We start from the raw sequence: 23,575 nt of genomic DNA on the forward strand, positions 1-23,575 counted from the left end.
ATGACCATGGACTTTGCCCTCACCGATGAGCAGCGGGCGATCCGGCAGGCCGCCCGGGACCACCTGGAGCGGCACTATCCGCCGCTGCGGGTGTGTGCCCTGGCGGAGGGGCCCGGCGGGAGCGAGGCCGGTGCCTGGCCCGAGCTGATCCGGCAGGGCTGGCTCGACGACGACCTGGGCATGGTCGAGCTGACGTTGCTGGCCGAGGAGAGCGGCCGGTGCCTGCACCCCACGCCGTGGTGGACGACGGTCGCGCTGGCCGCACCGTACGCCCTGGCCGCCGGGGAGCAGTTGACCGTGCCGGCCACCTTCGCCGACGGCGGCGGCACGGTGCGGGCCGTGCGCTCGCCGCAGGGCTGGACCCTCACCGGGCAGGTCGCGGCGGTTCCGCAGGCCGGCGCGGTGCGCTGCCTCGTGGTACACGCGGACACCGACCAGGGACCGGCCGTGTTCACCTGCGACACCGGCTCCGCCGGACTGGTCGTCGAGGAGCTGTCGACACTGGACACCCTTCGCCGGATGGCCCGGGTCCGGTGCGACGGCACGCCGGCACGGCTGCTCGTCGAGCCGGACCGCGCGGCGGAGGCGGCGCGTACCGCCCGGTTGCGCGGCGGGGTGCTGCTGGCCGCCGAGGCGGTCGGGGTCGCAGCGGGTGCGCTGGACATGGCCGTGGCCCACGCCCGCCAGCGGGAGCAGTTCGGGCGGCCGATCGGCAGCTTCCAGGCCGTGGCACACCAGCTGACCGAGGCGTACGTCGACACCGAGTTGGCCCGGTCGCTGGCCTACCGCGCCGCCTGGCTGGTGCAGCACGAGACCGAGGCGTGCGCGCAGGCGGTTGATGAGGCGGTGCTGGTGGCGCGCAGCGCGGCGGTACGCACCTGCGAGACGGCCATCCAGATCACCGGTGGAATGGGAGTGACCTGGGAGTACCCGCTGCACCGGTGGCTGCGCCGGGCGCTGTGGTTGGAGGCCTACCCCGGCTTCGGTGACGACCCGCACGACCGGGTGGCCGAGCGGCTGCTGCGGCGTGCCGACCCGGACGAGATCACCCCGACCGCACCCGACGGACGTTAGCGTGACGGCGTCCGTCGACAACCGAGGAGGCCGAAGTGGTCAGCCCCGAAACCGTCAGCAGCATCGCCCTGTCGCTCCCCGGAGCGCACCAGTCGGCGCACTTCGACGTGACCGACTTCCGGGTCAGCAACAAGATCTTCTGCACCCTGCCCCGGCCCGGCGTGATGGGGCTGCGGATCGACGTCGCCGAGCAGGCGGCGCTCATCAGCCAGGACCCGGCGACCTTCTCGGCGCCGAACAACAAGTACGGGCAGAGCGGGTGGACCTTCGTCGAGCTGGCGACGGTCGACCCGACACAGCTGCGAGAGCTGATCACCGATGCGTGGCGCCGGCTCGCGTCCAGGAAGTTGCAGGCCGAGTTGGACGAGGCCGATTCCTGACGCCCCGCCACGCGACTCCGGCGGCCGTCGGCCGTCGGAGCCTCACGCGAAGGGACGGAGACACCCGTGGGCACCAGGCGCACCATCGACGCCGATTCGATCTTCAAGCTTCTTGAGCTCGGCGACTACCTCCTGCCGTACACCATCCGGGCGGTCTGCCTGCTCGGCGTGGCCGACCACCTGGTGGACGGGCCGATGCCAATGTCCCGGCTGGCCGAGGCGACCGGGACCCACGAGCCCACCCTCCGCAAGACCCTGGAGTACCTCGCGACCCGGGAGGTGTTCGAGCTGGTGGAGCCGGACAGCGTGGCGTTGACCCCGCTGTCGGATCTGCTGCGCGAGGAGCACCCCTACTCGGCCCGCGACATCTTCCTCTCCCCGGTGGCGTGCACCCGGGCGATGGAAGGGCTGCCCGAGTCGATCCGTACCGGTGGGCCCGCGTTCGACGTGGTGCACGGCCGGTCCATGTGGGATCACCTGCGCGCCCAGCCCGAGGACGGCGAGGCGTTCGACAAGGTGATGAGCGGGGTCACCAGCATGGAGTTGCTGGCGGTGCTGCGCGCCTGTGACTGGCAGCGCTTCGACAGCATCGTCGACGTCGGCGGCGGCAACGGCGGCTTCCTGGCCAGCCTGCTGCGTCGGGTCCGCGGTGCCAGTGGGGTGCTGTTCGACCTGCCGGGTGTGGTGGCGAACGCCCCCGCCGTACTGGCCGCCGCCGGGGTCGCCGACCGGGTCGAGGTGGTGCCGGGCAGCTTCCTGGAGGGGCCGATCCCGCCCGGCGGCGACGCGTACGTGCTCAAGCGCATCCTGTACAGCTGGAGCGACGACGAGGTGGTGGGCATCCTGGGCCGGGTCCGGGCCGCGATGAAGCCGCACAGCCGGCTGTTCATCATGGAGGCCGGACGGCAGGAGGCCGAGGTGCCGGCGCTGGCCCGCCGCATGGACCTGCTCATGCACACCCTGACCGCCGGTGGCGCGCGGACCCTCGACCAGCAGCGCGAGCTGCTGAACCGCGCCGGGTTGGAGCTGGTGCGCAGCATCTCCACCCCGATGTTCCCGATCATCGAGGCGGCGCCCGCGTGACCGGCCCGCTCGCCTGGCTGGACCGGCCCGACGAGCGGCGCGGCATCCGGTTCGCCGAACCCGACGGATCGTGGCGATTCTGGTCGTACGCCGACCTGGCCGACCTGGTACGCCGGTACGCGGCGGCGCTGCACGCCGCCGGGGTGGACGCGGGCGATGTGGTGTCGATAGTGGAGACCACCGGCCCACGGTTCGTGGGGCTGCTGTTCGGCAGCATGCTGGCCGGTGCCGCCGCCTCGCCGGTGGCACCGCCCCCGCCCTTCGGTGACCGGGAACGCTGGACCGAGCACCTGCGTGGCGTGCTGCGGGCCAGTACGCCCCGACTGGTCGTGCACGACCCGGCGCTGCCCCTGGTGGCCGAGGTCTGCGCCCGGGCGGGCGTGCCCGCGTACGACGGTGCGGGGTTGCTCGCCGGCGTCGACGACCGCTGGGCGGCGGCACCGACACCGGAGGGGCTGGCGCTGGTGCAGTTCACCTCGGGCAGCAGCGGTCGGGTGCGCGGGGTCCGGGTGCCCCGTCCGGCGCTGGCCGCCACCGTCGCCGGCATCCAGGGGTGGCTGCGGATGACCCCCGACGACCCGACCGCCTCCTGGCTGCCCGTGCACCACGACATGGGCCTGGTGGGCTGCCTGCTGGCGCCGGTGGCCACCGGGTCGGACCTGTGGCTGATGTCGCCCGGCGACTTCGTCCGCCGGCCGCTGCGCTACCTGGAGTGCTTCGGCCGCCACGGTGCCCGGCTGACCGCGATGCCGGCCTTCGGGCTGGACCACATCGTCCGGCGGGTGCCCCGCAAAGCCCTCGTCGGCATGGACTTCTCGGCGTGGCGGGCGGTGATCGTCGGCGCGGAGCGGATCCAGCCCGCCCTGTTGACCGAGTTCGCCCGCTTCGCCGCACCGCACGGGCTGCGCCGTGAGGCGCTGCTGCCCGCGTACGGGCTGGCTGAGGCGACGCTGTCGGTGACCGGCGTACCGCTGGACACCGGCTGGCGTACCGCCACCGTCGAGCAGGGTGAGGTGGTGGGTTGCGGGCGTCCACTCGCCGGTGCGCAGGTGACGGTGGTGGACGACGACGGCCGGGTCGTCGACGACGGCACGGTCGGCGAGATCGTGGTGCGTGGCCCGTCCGTGGCGGCGGGTTATCTGCCGGCGAACGCCGACGGCACAGCCAGCGGCACCCGGCTGGTCGACGGCGAGGTGCACACCGGTGACGCGGGGTTCCTCGTCGACGGGGAACTGTTCGTGCTGGGTCGCCTCGGTGACGGCGTCAAGGTACGCGGCCGGATGCTGCTCGCCGAGGACGTCGAGGCGGCGGCGGTCTCGGCCTGCGGCGCGCCGGTCGGGCGGATCACCGCCCTGCTCGGGCAGGTCGGTGACGCACCCCGGGTGGTCCTGCTGCTGGTCCGACCCGAGCCGGGCTGGCTGTCGGCGGCGTGCGCGGCGGCCGAGGTCGCCGCGGAGGGGGTGCCGGTGGAGGTGGTGGTGGTACCGGCCGGCGCGGTGGCCCGCACCAGCAGCGGCAAACCCCGCCGCCGCCTGATGTGGCAGGACTACCTGGCCGGCCGACTCCGCTCCGCCGAGCCGGTACCGGCCGGACCGCCCACAACACCCTGACCGCCCGCTGCGGGCCGGAGCCGGCCCGACACTGCGGCGGGCCGTCGGCGATCGACGGTCAGTACGGCTGACCGGCGGGCAGGCCGAGCGCCTCGCGGAGGTGGTCAAGCACCTCGGCCTGCCGGTCGATCAGGTAGAAGTGGTGCCCGGGCAGCACCCGGAGCTGGAAGTCCCCGGTGGTGCAGCGCCGCCAGTCGGCGACCTCGGGCACGTGTGCCTCCGGGTCGTCGTCGCCGGTGATCGCGGTGACCGGCACCGACAGCGGCGCGCCGAAGGTGGGCCGGTACGTCTCGACGAGCCGGTAATCGGCCCGCAGCGTGGGCATCAACGCGCTGCGCAGCTCCGGATGGGCCAGCGCCTCGTCGGTGGTGCCGCCGAGGCGGCGCAGCTCGTCCCAGAGTTCCTCGTCGCTGCCGAGGTGCTTGACGCCCGGCCGGTGGTGCTGCGGGGCCGGCCGACCGGAGACGATCAGCCGGCGCGGCGGAGCACCGAGACCGTGTTCGAGCCGGTGCGCCACCTCGTACGCGACGGCGGCACCCATACTGTGCCCGAACAGCGCGAAGTCGGTGTGCAGCAACGGTTGCAGCGCGGCGACGATCTCGTCGACCATGGCGGCCATGTCCCGTACGCACGGCTCGTGGATGCGGTCCAGCCGACCGGGGTACTGCACCGCCACGACCTCCACCTCGGCGGGCAGCCGTACGGCCCACTGCCGGTAGAAGGTCGCGTTGCCGCTGGCGTACGGGAAGCAGACCAGGCGCCAGGTCGCGGCCGGACGGGGCCGGTAGCGGCGCAACCAGGACGTGGCCTGCGCGGTCGTCCTCACGGTCGGGCCGCCTCGTCACCGGCGGCGGCGATGGCCTTGAGGTCGTCGTCGGTCAACGGCTCGGGCGGGGTGGAGGAGAGCAGCTCCGGCGGGCCGAGCCGCAGGGTCAGGTCCTGCCACAGCTTGCACAGCGACAGGTGGTACTGGCCCCGGCGCAACGGATCCTGCTGTTCCTCGGCGGCCTGGTGCAGCTCGGTGAGGGCGTGCGCGATGCCGGCCGGCCACAGGCTGCGGAAGATGTGCCGGTACGACGGCACGGTGGCCGGGCCGAGCACGACGGCGCTGGGCGCCTGCGCGTCGTCCGGCATGGTGGCGTAGTGGGGGTCGGCGTTCGGGTCGGCGACCTCGCGGGGGAAGTCGGGGCGGGCCGACCAGACCACCGGCCCGTGGGTGTTGACCAGGGTCAGGTTCCCGGCCTCGGTGCCGATGCTGATGCGGTGCATCAGGTGGGCGTAGTTGTCCGGGTCGGCGGGGTCCATCTGGTTCTGGATCCGCAGCGTGGTGGGCACCCCGGCCAGCACCCCGTCGAGGCTGCGGAAGGGGATGTCCAGTCTGGTCGCGGCGGCCACCGTGGGCATCGTCGCGGGCAGGTCACCGAAGGCGAACGGCCGTACCCCGCCGAGGGACTGCCCGAGGATGTCCAGCAGCGAGTACGCCAGCTGGAACCCGGCCGCCGCGTCGATGTAGAGCGGGCGCTGCCGCCGCAACAGCTCCTGCGCCGCCGCGACGAACCGGCGTACCGGGGCGACGTGCGTGTAGAACGGGTTCAGGTGGTAGACGACGCCGTGCCGGCGGGCGGTACGCAGGTTCTCCGCCAGCTCGTCGTGGTGCAGGGGGTGCTCCTGGAGCACGTGGATGCCCCGGGCCATCAGCGCGCGGGCCAGCTCCGAGCCCCGCCCGCCGAGCAGGCCGCCCCGGATCACCACACACGCCATGTCGATGTCGTCGGGCAGCTGGTCCGGGTCGGTGTACAGCGGCGCGTCGTAACGGCGGGCGCAGGCGCGGGAGCGTTCGCTGCCGGCAGCGATCACACCGGCCAACTCGAAGGGCAGTTCCGGGTTGCGGAACGCCTCCAGGTAGACCTGACCGAATCGGGCGCCACAGACGACGACCCGGGGACGTTGCCTCACACTGCCTCCTCCACGTGGCCGCCGACGTGGGCGGCTTCACCGTCGAACACGCTCAGGTCGCTCACGGCGGCCGAGCCGGCGAGCAGGTCCACGGCGAGCTGCGGGTCGAGCGCCTCCCCCGCGAGGTGCAGGCCGGCAGCCAGGTTCCCCCCGGTGAGCGCGGCCACGGCGACGGCCGCGAACGCGCCGGTGAGCGCGCTGGCGCTGGCACCGCGCAGCACGAGGGTCCGGGCGTCACCGGCGGCGGTGGTCAGCTCCACCACGAACAGCTGGTAGGTCGCCTGCCCGAAGGCGTCCAGCTCGGCGGCGCGGCGCAGCGCCTCGGCGGCGTCCCCGCCGGTCGGGGGCTGCCGCAGCACCTGCGCCACGTGCGGGCCGGCGAAGACGGAGTGCCAGGTGGCGTCGGTGACGCCCAGGTCCCGGGCCACCCGTTCCAGTTCGGTGCTCAGGTACGGCACCGCCGTCGCCGGTTCCGGGAAGAACGGCAACTCCACGTCGGTACGGGTGGGCAGCGACTGTCGTACGCCTGCGGTCAGCGCCGCCCCGGCCTGACCGAAGCCCTCCCCCACCCGCAGGTAGTCGGCTGCGGCGGTGGCGGTGAACCGGTCCCGACCACCGAGGTAGCCCAGCAGGGCGCGCGGCGGCTGCGGCAGGGCGGCGGCGAGATGCCGGGGAAGCAGGGCGCTCAGGCCGGGCATCATGCCGGCGGAGATCACCGCGGTCCGCTCCGGCGCTCCCGCCAACAGAGCCCGCACCTGCTCCCACAGCACGTCGTCACCGGCGGCGTCGACGTAGTCGGCACCGGCGGCGAGCGCCGCCCGCGCCACCCGGTCCTCGACCAGGTACGCCGGGCCGGCGCAGTTGAGCACGACGTCGCAGCCGGCACAGAAGCGCTGCAACGCGTCGGCGTCGTCGAGGTCGACCACCTCGACGGTGGGCCACGATCCGTCGGCGGGCGCGGATCCGGTGGCGGTGAGCCCGTCGGACAACGCGTCGAGGGGTGCGCGGCGGCGACCGGCGAGGCGCAGCGTGTGCCGGCCCCGCCGGTGCAACTCGGTCACCGCAACGGAACCGACCGCCCCGGCCGCGCCGACGACCCCCACCACCGGCGGCGTCCCGGTCACCGGGAGACCTCCGGCGACCCGGCCCGGACTCGCCCCGGGCCGGACCGGATCGGGCAGCTCATCACGCCGAACCCAGCACAGCGGTCAGAGCAGCGGGCTCGGCCGACCAGCGCAGTTGGTCAGCCGACAGGTCCGTGTCGACGACGTCGAGGCTGCCGAGGCAGAGGTCCTCCCAGAACTCGATCTCCGCGTCCTGCGCCGGCTGCACGAGCGTGATGTCCCCGGCGTAGATGGACGGCTCGTGCCGGGCCAGGGCGTCGCGCACCGGATCGTCGCCGGGTACGGGCCGGTGACCGGCGAGCAGTCGCAGCCCCTCGACGAGTACCCCGCGTTCGGTGAGGTTGCGGGCCACCTCGACGGCGAGGACCGCCATCGCGCCGTGGGCGAGCAGTTCCACCTGGGCCAGGTCGGCGTCGACGACCGCCTGGGCGTACGCGGCGGCGGCGTTGTCCACCGAGGGCAGCAGTGCCAGCCCTGCGCCGGTGAACGCCCAGCCGGGTGCGGCGGGCCGCAGCGCCGACGCGAGCGAGGCCACCCCGCCGGTCGATCCCGACTCGTCGGGCAGGAAGATCCGGGGCACACCGGCACCCTCGGCGTGTACGGCGACGAGCAGCTCGGTCGGCCCCTGCCGGCCCGCCTCGGGCAACTGCTCCCCTGTCTCGGCGGCGGTGGTCAGCCACTGCGCGAGCCGGGCGACGGTGGCCAGTTCGAGCAGGTTACGCAGTACCTCGTCGAAGAAGAGCGTACGGGCCAGCGGCAGTTCCTCGATGATCCGCCCGGCCAGTTGGGCGGCGACCAGCGAGTCCCCACCCAGCTCGAAGAGGTTGCCGTCGCGGCCGACGGGCGTGCCCAGGGCCTCGCTCCACATCGCGACGAGATCCCGTTCGAGTTCGGTCTCGGGTGCCGCACCGGGCAGCCCGGCCTGCGTCCCGCTCTGCCGACGGCCCAGCCGCCCGGCGAGGGACCGACGGTCGATCTTGCCGTTGTCGGTGACCGGCAGCTCGTCGAGGATCTCCAGGGTGCCCGGCACCATGTACTCGGGCAGCCGGGCGCGCAGGTGATCGGTGAGCGCCCGGGGGTGTGCGGGCGCGCGGTCGGCCTTGAACCGGGCGGCGAGCACGCACATGCCCATCCGCCCGACGAAGGTGTCCTCGGCCGGCAGGCAGACGTTGAGGTCGGCGCCCGCCCGGTCGAGGATGTCCCGCCACCGGTCTCGGGCGAGGAAGACGGTCCCGGTTCCGGCGCGGTCGTCGGTGAAGTCGCCGGTGGCGTCGTCGAGCCGGACCAGCAGCTCCAGCGAGGTCATGATCTGGTAGTGGTCCCGGGTCATCTCCAGGGCCACCAGCCAGCCACCGGGGGCGAGCAGCCCGCGCAGCCGCTCCAGGACCCGGTCGACGTCGGCGGTGGCGTGCAGCACGTCCCCGGCGACGACCAGGTCGAAGGAGTTGGGCGCGAGGCCCTGCTCGGTCGGGTCGGCGTCCAGGTCGTACAGGCCGAACCGGACGCCGGGCACCTCGGCGAAGCGGGCCTGCGCCTGCCCGGCGAAGTAGGGCGACAGGTCGGTGCAGAGGTAGTCGATCTCCTGCCCGGCGAGCGCGTCCAGCACCGCCGCGGTGGTGCCGCCGCCACCCGCGCCGACCTCCAGCACGCGCAGCGGACCGGGGTGCCGGCGTCGGGTGCCGAGTTCGGCCACCACGGCACCGGCGGCCCGGTTGGCCCAGCGGTTGAAGACCGCCTCCTCGTAGAGCTGCTGGGAGACGTCCAGCCGGCCCTCGGGGAAGAGCAGCTTCAGCGGGTCCTCGTCGCCGCGCAGCAGCGCGGGCAGGTGGCGGATGCTGCCCCGGAAGTAGTCCAGCAGGCGTTCCTCGCCGGGCAGCGCCGCCGCGTCCACGGCCGCCCACGCCACGTCGAGTGCGTCCGGTGCCACCTCGGCGGTCAGCCGGTAGTGGTCGCCGTCGAGGGCCAGCAGACCCTCGGTGACCAGGGCGGCGAGCCAGCGACGCAGCAGCCGGTGGTGCCGGGGCGCGGCCTCGGTGGCGGCCACGATCTCGGCGGCGGTGTGCCGGTCGTCGAGGGTGGCGAAGAGTCCCGCGCGGCGGAAGGTGTCCACCATGGCCGGCAGGGCCACCTGGTCGAGGCGGTGGGCGTACTCCAGGTAGCGGTCCGGGTCGACGCCGTCGAGCGCGGCGTCGCCGGCCCGGGCCGCGACGGTGGCCAGCTCGGCCACGTCCTCGGCGGGCGGCGTCGCGGTGGCGGGCTGCGCGAAGGCGACGAGCGTACGCTCCAACGGCTGGTCGCCCGCGACCAGCACCGCCGCTGCGGCGACGTCGGGATGGCTCTGCAGGGCCGTCTCGATCTCGGCCAGCTCGATCCGGTGACCACGGATCTTGACCTGGTGGTCCTCCCGGCCGAGGAACTCGATGTCGCCGTCGGGCAGGTACCGGCCCAGGTCGCCGGTGCGGTAGAGCCGCTCGCCGGTGACCGGGTGCACGATGAACCGTTCCGCCGTGCGCTCCGGGTCGTGCAGGTAGCCGCGCGCCAGGCCGAACCCGCCGATGTACAGCTCGCCGGTGACCCAGTCGGGGCAGGGCCGCAGCAGCGGGTCGAGGACGTGGAAGGTCTGGTTGGCCAGCGGCCGACCGTACGGGATGCTGGCCCAGTCCTCGCCGACCGTCCCGATCGGGTAGTGGATCGACCAGATGGACGCCTCGGTCGCCCCACCGAGGCTCACCACGTGCAGGCCGGGCACCTGGGCGCGGATCTGATCGGGCAGGGCCACCGGGATCCAGTCGCCGGAGAGCATCGCCAACCGCAGGGTGGGCAGCGCGGTGCCGGCCACCCCGAGGTAACCGGAGAGCATCTGGAGCTGGGCCGGGACGGAGTTCCACACCGTCACCCCGTGGGCGGCGACCAGGTCGGCCCAGTGCGACGGGTCCGCGCGCCGCTCGGCGTCCGGGATGACCAGGGCGCCGCCGACGGAGAGCGGGCCGAAGATGTCGTACACCGACAGGTCGAAGCCGAGCTGGGACAGGCCCAGCACCCGGTCCTGCGCGCCGACGGCGAACCGGGAGTTGATGTCGAGGACGGTGTTCAACGCCGCCTCGTGAGTGATCATCACGCCCTTCGGCGTGCCGGTGGAGCCGGAGGTGTGGATGACGTACGCCAGGTCCTCGGGCCGCGCCCCGCCCGGTTCGGCGGGCGGATCGGCCGGCGGCACCTCGTCCAACGCCACGGCCACCACCTCGGACGGCCAGGACCCGGCGGCCAACTCCCGGGAGGTCAGCACGTGCCGGACACCCGCACCGGTGAGGATCGTCTCGCGGCGGGCGGCGGGTTGCCCGGTGTCCACCGGCACGTACACCGCGCCTGCCAGCAGCGCGCCGAGGACGGCCACGACCTGCTCCGGGCCGCGTTCCAGGGTCACCCCGACGAGGTCGCCGGGCGCGCAGCCGGACTCGACGAGCCGGTTGGCGACGCCGGTGGCGCGGGCGGCCAGGTCGGCGTAGCTGAGCGTGGTGGTGCCGTGGACGACGGCCGGAGCGTCCGGGGTACGCCGGGCCTGGGCGAAGACCGCGTCGTGCAGCCGGGCCCGGGTCAGCGGGGCGTCGGTGGCGTTGACCTGCTCGCGGCGTTCGCGCTGCCGCTGCGGCAGCAGGCTCGACGGGGGCCGCTGCCACGCCTGGTCGTCGGTGGCGAGTTCCCGCAGCAGCTCCTCGAAGGCGGCGAACATGTCGTCGGCCACCCCGTCGGGCAGTACGCCCTCGCGGACGTCCCAGTTGGTCGACAGCCCACCGTCGCGCTCGGAGTTCTGGCAGTCGATGACGACCTGCGGGGTCTGGCTGATCCCGTAACCGAGCCGCCCCTGCGACGTCGACTCGGTGGCACCGGCCTCGCCGAGGCCGATCGCGCTGGTGAAGACGACCGGGAACAGCGCCGCGTCGGCACCGCGTCGGCGGGTGATCTCCCGCATCACCTCGATGCCGGAGAACGCCCGGTGGTCCATGTCCTGCCAGAGCTGGGCCTGCACGCCGCGCGCCCAGCGGTCGAAGGTGTCCGCCCCGCTCTGGTCGACGGCGAGCAGTTCCACGCCGGTGAAGTCACCGACCACGGCGGGCACCTGCGGGTGCAGCGGCAGCCGGTTGAGCAGTGTGACGTTCAGAGTGAACGTGGGGCGGCGGCTCCACGCGGCGATGACGTGCGCGTACGCGGCGAGCACCGCGCCGGACGGGCTGACGTCGTGCTGGCCGGCGTGCTTGCGCAGCCCTTCCCACAGCTCGGGTTCCAGGGTGGTGGCCAGTCGACGGAACCGGCCCTCGGTCTGCCGGGCGCGGCTGGTCAGCGGCAGCTCCGGGCCGGGCGGCAGCTCGTCCACCCGGCGCAGCCAGTAGTCGCGGTCGGCCTCCCGGCGGCCCGCCGACCAGTTCCGCTCGGCCAGCAGGTAGTCCCGGAAGCCGATCTCCAGCTCGGGCAGCGGCCCGGCGTCGTGGTAGAGGTGGTGCAGCTCGTTGAGGATGATCTGGATGCTGACGAAGTCGGCGATGAGGAAGTCCACCGAGACGTGCAGCACGGCCTCGTCGTCACCACGGGTCACCCGCGCCTCGAACAGCGGCCAGACGTCGGGGCGGAACACCCGGTGGTCCATCTCGGCGCGTACCTGCGCCACCGCCCGGTCGAACCCGTCGCGGTCCTGCCCGCGCACGTCGCGTACCCCGACCTGGTACTCCTCGACCTGCGGCAGCACCCGCTGCGAGCCGTCGATGTCGATCACCGCGCGGAGCATGTCGTGCCGGGCGATCAGCGTCTGCCAGGCGCGGGTCATCCGCTCCGGGTCCAGGTCCGGGTAGTGCAGCTCGCCGTAGCCGTGGCAGGCGACGCCGCCGTAGGCGAAGGTGGAACCACGACCCAGCAGGTACGCCGACTGCACCTCGGTCACCGGGAACGGGTCGTGGCGGTGTTCGGCGTCCGGCACCACGCGCGGCATCCGGCCGTTGGCCAGGTGGTCGAGGATCTCGTCCCGGCGGGCCCGCAGCAGGGCGCGCCGCTCATCGGTCATGAAGCCGGCCGGCGCGCGGAACTTCAACGCACCGTCCTCGGCCCACAGCCGCAGTCCGGCCTGTTCGAGGTCGGTGACCAGCCGCTCGACGGGGATGCGGGGGTCGTTGCTCATATGACACCTTCCTCGACGTCGTCGTCGGCCGACGCGCGGAGCTGCTCGTCGACAGCGGCCGCGAGCTGGGCGAGCACGGGTACGGCGAACAGTTGTCGCAATGTCATGTCCACGCCGAACCGTTGGCGCAGCGCCTCCAGCAGGCGGGTGGCCAGCAGGCTGTCCCCGCCCAGGGCGAAGAAGCTGTGTCGACGGTCGGCCACCGGCTGGTCGAGCAGCTGCGACCAGAGCGCGGCGAGGTTCTCCTCGGTGGGTCCCTTGGGCGGCTCGACCGCGTCGTCGAGCGGATCGGCGCGCAGCAGCGTCCCGAGCCGTTGCCGGTCGACCTTGCCGTTGGCGGTCAACGGCAGATGGTCCACCGTCACGACGTACTCGGGCACCATGTACGCGGGCAGCCGCTCGGCCAGCCAGCCGGCCAGGTCCGGTTCCCCGGTGGCGGGTACGACGGCGAGGCCGATGTGCTGGCTCGGCGCCTGGCCGACAACCATCGCCACCGCCCGCCCGACCTGCGGGTGGGCTTCGGCGGCGGCCTCGATCTCGCCCAGCTCGATGCGGTGTCCGCGCACCTTGACCTGGAAGTCGACCCGGCCGAGGAACTCCAGCGTCCCGTCCGGCCAGTACCGGCCCAGGTCCCCGGTGCGGTACCAGCGGCAGCCCTCGTCGTCGACGAGGAACTGCCGGGCGGTCAGGTCGGGGGCGTTGCGGTAGCCCAGCGCCACTCCGGCACCGCCGATCCGCAGTTCCCCGGGCACCCAGTCCGGGCAGTCCCGGCCCCGCGGGTCGGTCACCCGGTAGCGCTGGTTGCGCAGCGGACGGCCGTACGGGATGGAACGCCAGTGCTCCGGCACCGCCGCTACCTCGCAGGCGTTCGACCAGATCGCGGCCTCGGTGGCGCCGCCGAGGGCGACGAACCGGGCGTGCGGGGCGACCTGGGCCAGTCGACCCGGCAGGTCCAGCCCGATCCAGTCACCGGAGAGCAGGGCCAGTCGCAGGCTCGCCGGCGGGTGGTCACCCGCCGCCACCAGCAGCATGTCCAGCAGCGCGGGTACCGAGTTCCAGACCGTCACGCCCCAGCGGTGGGCCAGTTGCGCCCAGCGGCGGGCCTCCCGGCGCTCCTCCTCGGCCAGCACGACAAGCGCCCCACCAGCGGTCAGCAGCCCGAAGATGTCGTAGACGGAGAGGTCGAAGTCGAGCGCGGAGACTGCCAGCACCCGGTCGTCCGGCCCGACGTCGTACCGGGAGTTGATGTCGGTCACCGTGTTGACGGCGGCCCGGTGGGTGATCTCCACTCCCTTGGGCTCGCCGGTCGAGCCGGAGGTGAAGATCGTGTACGCCAGCGCATCCGCGCCGACCGTCACCGGTCCCCGCAGCGGCGGGGTGTCCACGTCGGCGGCGACCGTCGGCAGGTGGTGCGCGCCTGGTTGGCCGACCACGGCGGTCACCTGCGCCTTGGCGTAGATCCGGTCCCGGCGGGCGGCGGGCTGGTCGACGCTGACCGGCACGTACGACGCGCCGGCGGCCAGCACGCCGAGCACCGCGGCGACCTGGTCCGGGCCGCGTGGCACGGTGACGGCGACCGCGTCACCCGGTTCCACCCCGGTACGCAGCAACGCACCGGCGATCCGCAGCGCCTGGGTGGCCAGTTCGCCGTAGCCGATCGACGTCTCGCCGTGGGCGACCGCGAGCCGGTCGGGTTCGCGGGCCGCCCGGTCGAAGAACGGGCCGTGCAGGGTGTGGTCGGGCGCGGGGGCCTCGGTGGCGTTGACGGCGGCCCGGATCGCGCGCTGCCCCGGCGGCAGCAGGTCCGGCAGCGGCCGGTCCCACTCGCCGTCGGCGAGCCAGCACAACAACCGGTGGTACGCGTCGAACATGGCGTCGAGCAGTCCGTCGGGGAACAGTTCGTCGACGCTGTCCCAGTTGAAGGTCAGCCCGCCGTCGCGTTCCATCACCTGGTTGTCCAGCCACACCTGCGGGGTCTGCGAGATGCCCCAGGTCAGCTCGCCGAACGGGAACCGCATGTTGACCAGGTCGGCGGCCACGCCGAGGGCGCTGGTGAACACGATCGGCATGCTGACCGTGCCGCTGTTGCGGCGGCGCGCCAACTCCCGCAGCACCCACAGCGCGGAGACGTCGTTGTGCTCCAGCCCGTCCCACATGTCCTGCTGGAGCAGCTGCGCGGTCTCCCGCCACGGCTGCTGCGCCGCGCCCCGGTAGCCGACCAGCACCAGCGAGGTGAAGTCGCCGAGGATCGCGCCGATGTCCGGGTGCACGTCGTGGCGCTGGAACATGGTCAGGTTCAGCGTCAGCGCGTCCTGCCCGCTGTACGCACTGAGCACCTCGGCGTACGCGGTGGCGAGCACGGCGGCCGGGGTGAGCCGGTGCTCGCGGGCCCGGTGGGTGATCGCCGTCCACTGCTGCGGGGTGAGACTGCGCTCGCGGCGGACGAACCTCGGGGCGACCAGGGTTTCCGGGTCGACGGCCAGCGGCAGCGCCGGGGCCGGCGCGATCTCGTCCAGCCGCCCACGCCAGTACGCTCCCGCCCGCTCGATCGCCTCCGGTGGCGGTGTCGCGCCGAGCACGTAGTCGCGGAACGACACCCCCAGCGGACGCAGCTCGGCGGCCGGATCGCGGTAGAGGGTGGACAGCTCGGAGAAGAAGATCACGATGCTCAGCGCGTCAAGCACGATGTAGTCGAAGCTGAACGCGACGCGGGTGCCGCCGGGGTGCCGGACGGCCTGGATGTCGATCAGCGGCCACCGGGACGGGTCCGGGATGCGGTGGGACAGCTGCTCGCGCAGCGTCTCCAGGTGCTCCGGTCCCTCGTGGACGGTGATGGTGAACGGCGGCACCTCGGGCAGGATCCGCTGGTCGCCGTTGTCGTCGAAGACAGCGCGGAGCATTTCGTGCCGGGCGATGAGCATGTTGACGGCCCGGTTCAGCCGGTCGAGGTCGACATCCCCGCCGTCGAACTCCCAGTACCAGTGGGAGCCGACCCCGCCGAGCGCGAAGTCGTCGGTACGCCCCATCCAGTAGGCGCGCTGCACGTCGGTCGGCGGGAACGGGTCGTGCCGGTGTGCCAGGTCGGCGCTCAGCTCGCTCCGCTGCGCGGTCGATCCCTCGCTGCGCAGCCGTACCGCGAAGCCGGCCAGGTCGCGGGCGTGGAACAGGTGACGCAGTTCGGCGCCGGTGATGCCGGTCTCGCGCAGCCGGGCCAGCAGCCGGGTGGCGACCAGGCTGTCGCCGCCGAGGGCGAAGAAGTTGTCCTCCCGGTGCACCTCGGGCACGCCGAGCAGTTCCGACCAGAGGGCGGCCACCGCGATCTCGACCTCGCCGCGTGGCGGGGTGCCCGCGACGGTGGGCCGGGTGGCGACCAGTTCGGGCAGCCGGGCACGGTCGATCTTGCCGTTCGCCGAGAGCGGGAACGCGTCGAGGACCACCACCACGGCCGGCACCATGTACGGCGGCAGGTGTTCGGCGGCGCGCTGCCGGATCGCCTGCGGGTCGGCGTCGGCCCGGGTGACGGTGACGGCGGCGGCGAGGCTGTTGCCGTCGACCACCTGGGCCACCGCGCGGGAGACATCCGGGTCGCGCTCCAACGCGGCCTCGATCTCGCCGAGCTCGATCCGGTGTCCCCGGATCTTGACCTGGAAGTCGGTACGCCCCAGGAAGTCCACAGTGCCGTCGGGCCAGTACCGGGCCAGGTCGCCGGTGCGGTACCAGCGCTGCCCCTCGTGCTCGACGAACCGGTCGGCGGTCCGCTGCGGGTCACCCGCGTAGCCGGCGGCCACCGACCGGCCACCGATCCACAGCTCACCAGGCACCCAGTCCGGCCGGTCCCGGCCGTGCTCGTCGACGACCCGCATGAGCTGGTTGCGCAACGGCACGCCGTAGGGCACCGACCGCCAGTGCGGCGGCGGGTCGACCGGGGCGGGCTGCACGGTGGAGTGGATCGCCGTCTCGGTGGTGCCGCCGAGGCCGTACAGCCGGCTGTCCGGGGCCAGCCGGGCCAGCCGACCGGCCAGGTCGAGGCCGACCCGGTCGCCGCCGAGCACGGCGAGTCGCAGCGGCACCGAGCGGTCGCCCGCCGCCTCGGCCTGGGTCAACAGCAGGTCGAGCAGGGCCGGTACGGACTGCCAGATCGTCACCCGGTGCTCGTGCACCAGACGCAGCCAGGCGGCCGGGTCGCGGCGGGTGTCCTCGTCGACGGTGACGACGGCGCCACCCGTGCCGAGCAGGGCGAACATGTCGAACACCGACAGGTCGAAGTCGAGCGCCGAGACCGCCAGGACCCGGTCGTCCGGGCCGATGTCGAAGCGCTCGACCAGGTCGTCGAGGGTGTTGCGGGCCGCCCGGTGGGGCACCCGCACCCCCTTCGGCGTACCGGTCGAGCCGGAGGTGAACAGCAGGTACGCGTCCTGCTCGCAGTCGACCGTCGGGGCGTCGGCGCGTACCGGCACGGCGGTGGTGGGGACGGTCAGCGTGGTCGGGTCGTGCGCGGCGTCGGCGGTGGTGACGGTGAAGCGGGCGTCGGCGGTGGCCCGGATCAGGTCACGCCGGGCCTGGGGCTGGTCGACGCCGATCGGCACGTACACCCCGCCGGCCCGCAGCACGCCGAGCACCGCGACGATCTGGTCGGGGCCCTTGGGCAGGGTGACGGCGACGGCCCCGCCGGGGGTCAGGCCGCGGGCGGTCAGCTCGTCGGCCAGCGCCTGCGCCCGGCCCGCCAGTTCGGCGTACGTGAGCACGCCGGTGCCGGACAGCACCGCCGGGCGGTCCGGCTCGCGGACCGCGCGGGCGAACACGTCGTGGTGCAGCGGCCGATCGTCGACCGGGCCGGCGGTGTCGTTGGCTGCCGCCCGCGCGGCCCGGGTGCGTTCGGGCAGCGCGATCGGGGCACGCCCGGACCAGTCCGTGGCCGGGTCGAGCAGCCAGTCGACGATGCCCAGGTAGGCGGCGAACATGTCGTCGACGAATCCGTCGGGGAACAGTTCGTCCACGACGTCCCAGTTGAGGTAGAGCCCGTCCTCGCGCTCGGTGATCTGGTAGTCCAGCCACACCTGCGGGGTCTGGGACATGGTCCAGCCGGGCCGACCGAAGCAGTTGCGGACCTCGGCGTCGAACAGTTCGCCCAGGCTCAACGCGCTGGTGAAGACGACGGGCGCGCCGACGGGTTGGCCGCTGCGGGCGCGGGACAGGTCGCGCAGCACGTCGACCCCGCTGTACGCGGCGTTGGCGGCGTCGCTGCGCAGCCGGTCCTGATGCCGGCGGACCAGGTCGACGAAGCCGACCGGCCCGGTGGTGTCGAGCTCCAGCAGGATCAGGTTGGTGAAGTCGCCGACGACCTCGCCGACCTCGGGGTGGACGGGGCGGCGGTCGTACATCGGCAGGTTCAGCACGAATCGGCCGCTGCTGCTCCACGCGGCCAGCACCTCGGCGAAGGCGGCGAGGAACACCATCGACAGGGTGACTCCGGCCGCCGCCGAGCGCCGCTCCAGCTCCGCCTGCTGCTGCGGGGTCAGCCAGTGGTAGCGCCGGACCACCTGGTGACCGGCGACAGTGGCCGGGTCCACGGCGGTGGGCAGCTGCGGCGGGCCGGGCAGGGTGTCCAGCCGTTCGCGCCAGTACTCACGGGCCCGGTCGCGGGCCTCGTCCGGGCGGGCGGCGACGGTGGCCAGGTAGGCGGGGTAGCTGAGGTTCACGGGGGGCAACTGCCGGTCCGGGTCCCGGTAGCAGGCCGCCAGGTCGGACAGGATGAGCCGGAAGCTGTGCGCGTCGGCGACCAGCATCTCGACGTGTACGTGCACCCGGGTGGCGCCGCCGGGCAGCAGGGACAGTTGGATGTCGAAGGTCTCCGCCTCCTCCACCCGCAGCCGCCGGTGGGACAACCGGTGCCGCAGCGCCGCCAACTCCTCCTCGCACCGCTGCGGGGGCAGGTCGCGCAGGTCGTGCACGGTCAGGCCCGGCCACGGGCTCTCCGGCCGGATCTGCTGGGTGCCGTCGGCGTGGAACTCGGCGCGGAGCATGCCGTGGCGGCGCAGCACCGCGCGGACGGCGGCGTCGAGCCGCTCCGGGTCGACGCCGGAGCCGTCGAATTCGTTGTAGAAGTGGGCGCCCACACCACCGAGGGGCTGCCCGTCGGCGCGACCGATCCAGTACGCGTGCTGCATGGTGGCCAGGCCGAACGGCGCGGACTCGTCCACCTCCACCGGCGGTAGTGGTGCCGGGCGGGCCTCGGCGTGGCGCTGCTCGATCAGCGTCCACCACTGCGCGAGTGTGCGCCACTCGATGAGCTCACTGAAGGTGACCGGGACGCCCTGACTGTGCCAGCGGCTGGCCAACCGCATGAGTGCGATCGAGTCGAGGCCGAGCATCAGCAGATCGTCGTCGTCCCCCACCAACGACGGCGGGCAGCCGAGGGCCTCCGCGACGTCCTCCCGCATCCGGTCGAGGGTCAGGGTCGGATCGGTGTCGACGGCAACGTCCAATGTCGCGTCTCCTCAGTAAGCCTTTACCACGTCTCCGGTCGGCTGGCGCTAAGCTATCAGCGACTCACGACTCGGGTCTAGAGATAGTCGGTAATACTCGGAAAGGCTCGCCACGAAGGCGAGCAAAAAGCGCCGGCGGACGAGGAGAGCGGCGTGGGCGAGCGGCTCGGAAGCGGCGAGTGCCTGGTCTGGCGCTGCCCCGCCGGACCACTCCCCGCGCCGCTGCACGCCCTACTCGACGACGCCGAACAGGCGCGGGCACGGAACCTGGGTCACGACGCCGCTCGCACCCGCTTCGTGACCGGCCGCGTGATGGCCCGGCTGCTGGCCGCCCGGTACGCCGACACCACGCCCCGCCAGGTCGTCTTTACCTCGACGTGCCGACACTGCACCGGCCCGCACGGACGGCTGGAGGTGCACACCGGTGCCGGGGTGCTGCACCTGTCGGTGTCGCACTCGGCCGAGCGGATCCTGGTGGCGATCGCCCGGGACACCGTCTGCGGGGTGGACATCGAACGGGTGGCCCTGCGCGGCGACCGGATTCCCGTATCGGCGCTCTCGCCAGTCGAGCGTCGGGTGCTGGCCGACCTGCCGCAGCCGCGGCGACTCGCCGCGTTCATCAGGTACTGGGCCCGCAAGGAGGCGATCCTCAAGGCCACCGGGGACGGCCTGGTGCTGTCGCCGGCCGACCTCACGGTCAGCGCCCCGGATGCCTCCGCATGCCTGTTGAGCTGGGAAAATCGGCCGCCGCCGCACGTCAGCGTGCATCTGAGCGACCTGGCCGTCGGCGACGACTACCGGGCCGCACTTGCCACTCTCGGTCGCCCACTGTCGATTGTCGAGCGAGACGTTGACCCTCTTGCAGAGGCGAGTCACCTATGATGAGCAATACCGCACGGATCTGCCCCATACGCGAGAAGAGGCTTCATGTCGGAACGATCGTTCTCTCCGGTCATCCCCTTCCTCCGCTACCAGGACCCGACGGCTGCCGTCGACTGGCTCGTCAACACCTTCGGTCTGGAGCGCTTCGACGTCACCGAGGTTGACGGCAAGGTGGTGCACGCCGAGTTGAGCTGGGGCAACTCCACGATCCAGCTCGGCGGCGGCGGACCGCACGACACGCTGGGCATGGTCAGCCCGCGTGAACTGCCCGCCACCAGCGGCGGCATCTACATCTGCGTCGGTGACGCGGCGGACGTCGACAAGCACTACGAGCGGACCGTGCAGGCCGGCGCCAAGCTCGTCTACGAGCTGCACGACACCTCGTACGGCTCGCGCGACTACGGGGCGTACGACCTGGAGGGTCACGTCTGGAGCTTCGGCAGCTACCTGCCTCGTGAAGCCTCCGCATAGGGTTTTCCACAAACACGTGTAAACACTTGCCCAGGCGGCGGGTTCGGGCCAACACTGGCAGACATGGATGCCTCCGGTCTGCCGCCCAGGTTCGACGCGCTCGACCCCGCCGTCCTGGAAGATCCCTATCCCACCTACGCCCGGCTGCGTGCGGCCGGACCGCTGTGCCGGTTCGGCCCCGGCAGCTGGGGCGTCACCCGCCACGCCGATGTCGTGGCGTTGCAGCGCGACCCCCGGCTCGGCAGCGAGTTCCCCGAGGCGTACCACCATCTGTCGGTGGGCGCGGGACCGGCCAGCCACTTCTTTCAGCGCATCATGCTCTACCGCGACCCGCCGGATCATGTCCGGCTGCGGCGGCTGATGAGCGGCGCGTTCACCCCGGCCGTGGTGCGGCGGATGCGCGGCTACATCGAGCAGACCGTGGACGACCTGCTCGCCCCGGCGCTGGAGAGCGGCAGCTGCGACGTGGTGCGCGAGTTGGCGTACCCGTTGCCGGTGCTCGTGGTGTCCACCCTGATGGGCATCCCGCCCGAGGCCCACGACGATGTCCGGCTGCACGCCATGCGACTGGGACGCGCGTTCAGCGCCATCGTCCCCGCCGACGCCCGAGGCGCGGCACACGAGTCCGTGGAATGGCTGCGCGGGTACATCGGCGGTCTGCTCGACGAGCGCCGCAAGGCGCCCGGGGACGACCTGCTCTCCACCCTGTTGCAGGCCGAGGACGACGGGGACCGGCTCAGCCACGACGAGATCGTGGACAACACCGTCTTCTCGTTCTTCGCCGGTTTCGAGACGACCGTGCACCTGATCACCAACGGGTTCGCCGCGCTGCTGCGGGCACCGGACCAGTTCGCCCTCCTGCGGGCCGATCCCGGCCTGGTGCCCGGCGCGGTGGAGGAGTTCCTTCGTTTCGAGGCACCCATCCAGGGCACCGCCCGGCTGGTACGGGAACCGGTGACGATCGGCTCGCGCACCGTACGGGCCGGGCGGGTGCTGGTGCTGATGCTCGGCTCGGCCAACCACGACGAGGCGGTCTTCCACGACCCCGGCACGCTCGACGTCACCCGCAACCCGAACCCGCACGTCACCTTCGGCGGCGGCGGTCACCTGTGCCTGGGCGCCTTCCTGGCCCGTACGGAGGCGCAGGTCGTCTTCGACTGGGTGCTGCGCCGCACCCGCTCGGTGGAGCAGGCGGGCGACCTGGTCCGGGAGAGCGACACCCCGTTCCGCGCCTTCGCCCACGTGCCACTGGCCATCAAGCCCGCCTGACCCGCACCACGGTCCCGCCGGCCGAACCCCGCCGGCGGGACCCGGAATCAGGCCGGGACCGGCGGCAGGCCGGCGGGAGTGGGTCAGGCCGGGGTCGCGGTCAGGATGGTCAGGGTGGCCGTGGGTCGGACGGTGTCCAGGCGCAGCCCGGCCCGGTCGAGCAGGGCTGCGGTCTCCTCGGCCGTGCGGTGGGTGCCGCCGGTGAGCACCAGCGTGTGCACGTCGTACAGCTTCGCCACGTCGAAGGTGTCCCCGGGCGGCAGGACCGCTTCCAACAGCAGCAGGCGGCTGTCCGGCCGCATCGCCTCACGGACCCGGCGCAGCACCGCCACCACCTGGTCGTCGCCGAACCCGGGCAACACCGTCTTGAGCAGGTACGCGTCCGCACCGGCGGGCAGCGCGTCGAAGAAGCTGCCGGGCACGATCTCGCACCGGTCGCGTACCCCGGCCTCGGTGAGCACCCCCTCCGCCGCCGCGACGACGTGCGGCAGGTCCAGCAGCGTGCCGCGCATCGCGGGATACCGCGCGAGCAGGCCGGCGAGGAAGCCTCCGTCGCCGCCCCCGACGTCGACCACGTGCGCCAGCTCCCCCCACGGATGGCAGGGCAGCACGGTACGCAGGTGCAGTCGGGTGATCGCGTGCATCCAGCGGTCCACCCGCCGGCTCTCGTCCGGGTTGGCGGCCAGGTGGCTCCAGTAGTCCGTGCCGTGCGCGTGGTCGAAGGCGGCCTCGCCGGTACGCAGGCTGTGCGGCAGCATCGCCCACGCCTGCACGTCGGAGGCGAGCAGGGTGTATACGGACCGCATCGACATCGGATGGTCGCTGCGCAGCGGCTGGGCCAGCGGAGTCAGCGCGAACACCTCCGGCTCCGGCTCCGTGAAGATGCCCTTGGCCGCCAACGCCCGCAGCGCCCGGCACAGCGACCGCTCGTGCGCACCGACCTCGGCGGCGAGTTCGGCCACCGGCCGGGGCCCGTCGACGAGCAGATCGGCGACGCCCAGGTCGCTCACCGCCCGGACGGTCATCGGCACGATCAGATCGGTCAGCTCCGCCAGCCGCATCACCGACGCCAGGTCCATCTGCGGCCGTTGCCGGACGCCCGTTCGCTCAGCCACCGCGCCTACCCTCCACGAATTGGATCAGGTCCAGCCCGACCAGCCCGTCCCGTACCCGGGGGGTCATCAGTCCGATCTGGTCCAGTGCCCGGCCCACCCGGGAGAAGATGGCCTGCCGGTAGGCGACCATCAGCTCGTTGCGGGCGGCGAAGTCGAGTCCGTCGGCCATCGGGACCTCCATGCGTTCCCAGATGTCGCCCAGCAGGAACCGGCGGCGGATCAGGGCCGCGGACTCCAGCACCAGTTCCTCCCGCTCGGTGCGCTCGCGGGAGGTCATCTGGTCGTACAGGCCGCGCAGGGACAGCACACCGAACGACACGTGCCGGGCCTCGTCCCGCGCCACCAGGCCGGTGATCTGCTTGATCAGCGGGTCGTGGAAGGTGCTGTGCGCCAACCGGAACGCGGCCATCGCCAGCGCCTCGACCATGATCTGCATGCCCAGCGAGATGACGTCCCAGCGGTTGTCCTCGAGGATGTCGGTCAGCAGCAGTTCCAGCGGTTCGGAGATCGGGTACGGCTGCTGGATCTTCTCGCCCAGGTAGCGGGAGAAGACCTCCACGTGCCGCGCCTCGTCCACCGCCTGGGTCGTGGCGTACAGCTTGCTGTCCAGCCCCGAGACGATCTCCACCAGCCGGGCCGCGACCACCATGGCCGCCTGTTCGCCGTGCAGGAACTGGCTGACCATCCAGGCCTGGAGTTCCCAGCGGAACTCGTCCCAGGCCGGGCGGCCCCGCGCGGCCAGCGGGGAGGCGGCGAACCCGGCCATGGCGAAGGCGGAGTCGTCGGGCAACGGCGCCCCGAAGGGTACGTCGAGATGCCAGTCGATCTCGTCGACGCTCCACTGCGCCTGCTTGGCACGCTGGTAGAGCGATTCCGTACGGGTGTCGGAAGACTCGTAGTCCCAGTTGAGTCGAGCGTCCTGCGTCGAACGCACCACCAACTCGCTCATAGCAGCAAAG

General features: G+C 72.9%; 14 protein-coding genes. 7 read left to right on the forward strand and 7 right to left on the reverse strand.

What is annotated here, in order from left to right; genetic code table 11:
• Positions 1-6: 6 nt before the first annotated feature.
• The 4 genes from JMF97_RS27045 (at position 7) to JMF97_RS27060 (ending at position 4,147) form a co-directional block, all read left to right on the forward strand.
• A complete protein-coding gene (locus JMF97_RS27045; protein ID WP_203224091.1) occupies positions 7-1,074 on the forward strand; it encodes an acyl-CoA dehydrogenase family protein in 1,068 nt (355 codons plus the stop codon).
• Between the two features lie 35 nt (positions 1,075-1,109).
• Positions 1,110-1,454 (forward strand): MmcQ/YjbR family DNA-binding protein, encoded by a 345-nt coding sequence (locus tag JMF97_RS27050; protein ID WP_013731206.1) that lies wholly within the window; start codon positions 1,110-1,112, stop codon positions 1,452-1,454.
• A gap of 66 nt (positions 1,455-1,520) precedes the next feature.
• Positions 1,521-2,537: a methyltransferase gene (locus JMF97_RS27055; RefSeq protein ID WP_203224092.1), complete on the forward strand. Its 1,017-nt coding sequence runs from the start codon at positions 1,521-1,523 to the stop codon at positions 2,535-2,537.
• Positions 2,534-4,147: an AMP-binding protein gene (locus JMF97_RS27060; RefSeq protein ID WP_203224093.1), complete on the forward strand. Its 1,614-nt coding sequence runs from the start codon at positions 2,534-2,536 to the stop codon at positions 4,145-4,147. Before JMF97_RS27055 ends, JMF97_RS27060 begins: the two co-directional genes overlap by 4 nt.
• A 58-nt stretch (positions 4,148-4,205) precedes the next feature.
• Here the strand turns inward: JMF97_RS27060 and JMF97_RS27065 are convergent, their stop codons facing one another.
• The 5 genes from JMF97_RS27065 to JMF97_RS27085 form a co-directional block, all read right to left on the reverse strand.
• Positions 4,206-4,973 (reverse strand): thioesterase II family protein, encoded by a 768-nt coding sequence (locus JMF97_RS27065; protein WP_307817119.1) that lies wholly within the window; start codon positions 4,971-4,973, stop codon positions 4,206-4,208.
• Positions 4,970-6,103 carry a Gfo/Idh/MocA family oxidoreductase gene (locus tag JMF97_RS27070; protein WP_203224094.1) on the reverse strand — a complete coding sequence of 378 codons (1,134 nt, stop codon included), beginning with the start codon at positions 6,101-6,103 and terminating at the stop codon, positions 4,970-4,972. Before JMF97_RS27070 ends, JMF97_RS27065 begins: the two co-directional genes overlap by 4 nt.
• Positions 6,100-7,227: a saccharopine dehydrogenase NADP-binding domain-containing protein gene (locus JMF97_RS27075; protein ID WP_307817120.1), complete on the reverse strand. Its 1,128-nt coding sequence runs from the start codon at positions 7,225-7,227 to the stop codon at positions 6,100-6,102. Before JMF97_RS27075 ends, JMF97_RS27070 begins: the two co-directional genes overlap by 4 nt.
• Positions 7,228-7,288: 61 nt before the next feature.
• Positions 7,289-12,394 carry a non-ribosomal peptide synthetase gene (locus JMF97_RS27080; protein WP_203224095.1) on the reverse strand — a complete coding sequence of 1,702 codons (5,106 nt, stop codon included), beginning with the start codon at positions 12,392-12,394 and terminating at the stop codon, positions 7,289-7,291.
• The gene (locus JMF97_RS27085; RefSeq protein ID WP_438803778.1) at positions 12,391-18,879 is read right to left on the reverse strand and encodes a non-ribosomal peptide synthetase; all 6,489 of its coding nucleotides are present in this window, start codon (positions 18,877-18,879) and stop codon (positions 12,391-12,393) included. The genes JMF97_RS27080 and JMF97_RS27085 overlap by 4 nt, the downstream gene beginning before the upstream one ends.
• Positions 18,880-19,032: 153 nt before the next feature.
• Here JMF97_RS27085 and JMF97_RS27090 point away from each other — a divergent pair, with 153 nt between their 5' ends.
• From JMF97_RS27090 to JMF97_RS27100, 3 genes are all read left to right on the forward strand, one after another.
• The gene (locus JMF97_RS27090) at positions 19,033-19,761 is read left to right on the forward strand and encodes a 4'-phosphopantetheinyl transferase family protein (RefSeq protein ID WP_203224096.1); all 729 of its coding nucleotides are present in this window, start codon (positions 19,033-19,035) and stop codon (positions 19,759-19,761) included.
• 45 nt (positions 19,762-19,806) lie between these two features.
• A complete protein-coding gene (locus JMF97_RS27095) occupies positions 19,807-20,232 on the forward strand; it encodes a VOC family protein (protein WP_013731197.1) in 426 nt (141 codons plus the stop codon).
• 63 nt (positions 20,233-20,295) lie between these two features.
• Positions 20,296-21,501, forward strand: coding sequence for a cytochrome P450 (locus JMF97_RS27100; protein ID WP_203224097.1), 1,206 nt, complete (start codon positions 20,296-20,298; stop codon positions 21,499-21,501).
• 83 nt (positions 21,502-21,584) lie between these two features.
• On the opposite strand, the gene JMF97_RS27105 is transcribed toward JMF97_RS27100, so the two are convergent.
• Both JMF97_RS27105 and JMF97_RS27110 read right to left on the reverse strand, forming a co-directional pair.
• Positions 21,585-22,580, reverse strand: coding sequence for a methyltransferase (locus JMF97_RS27105; protein ID WP_203224164.1), 996 nt, complete (start codon positions 22,578-22,580; stop codon positions 21,585-21,587).
• Between the two features lie 28 nt (positions 22,581-22,608).
• Positions 22,609-23,565, reverse strand: a complete 957-nt coding sequence (locus JMF97_RS27110; RefSeq protein ID WP_203224098.1) for a ferritin-like domain-containing protein — start codon at positions 23,563-23,565, stop codon at positions 22,609-22,611.
• Positions 23,566-23,575 lie beyond the last annotated feature (10 nt).

It is taken from the genome of Micromonospora fiedleri (assembly GCF_016774385.1).
GTDB classification, from domain to species: Bacteria; Actinomycetota; Actinomycetes; order Mycobacteriales; family Micromonosporaceae; genus Micromonospora; species Micromonospora gifhornensis.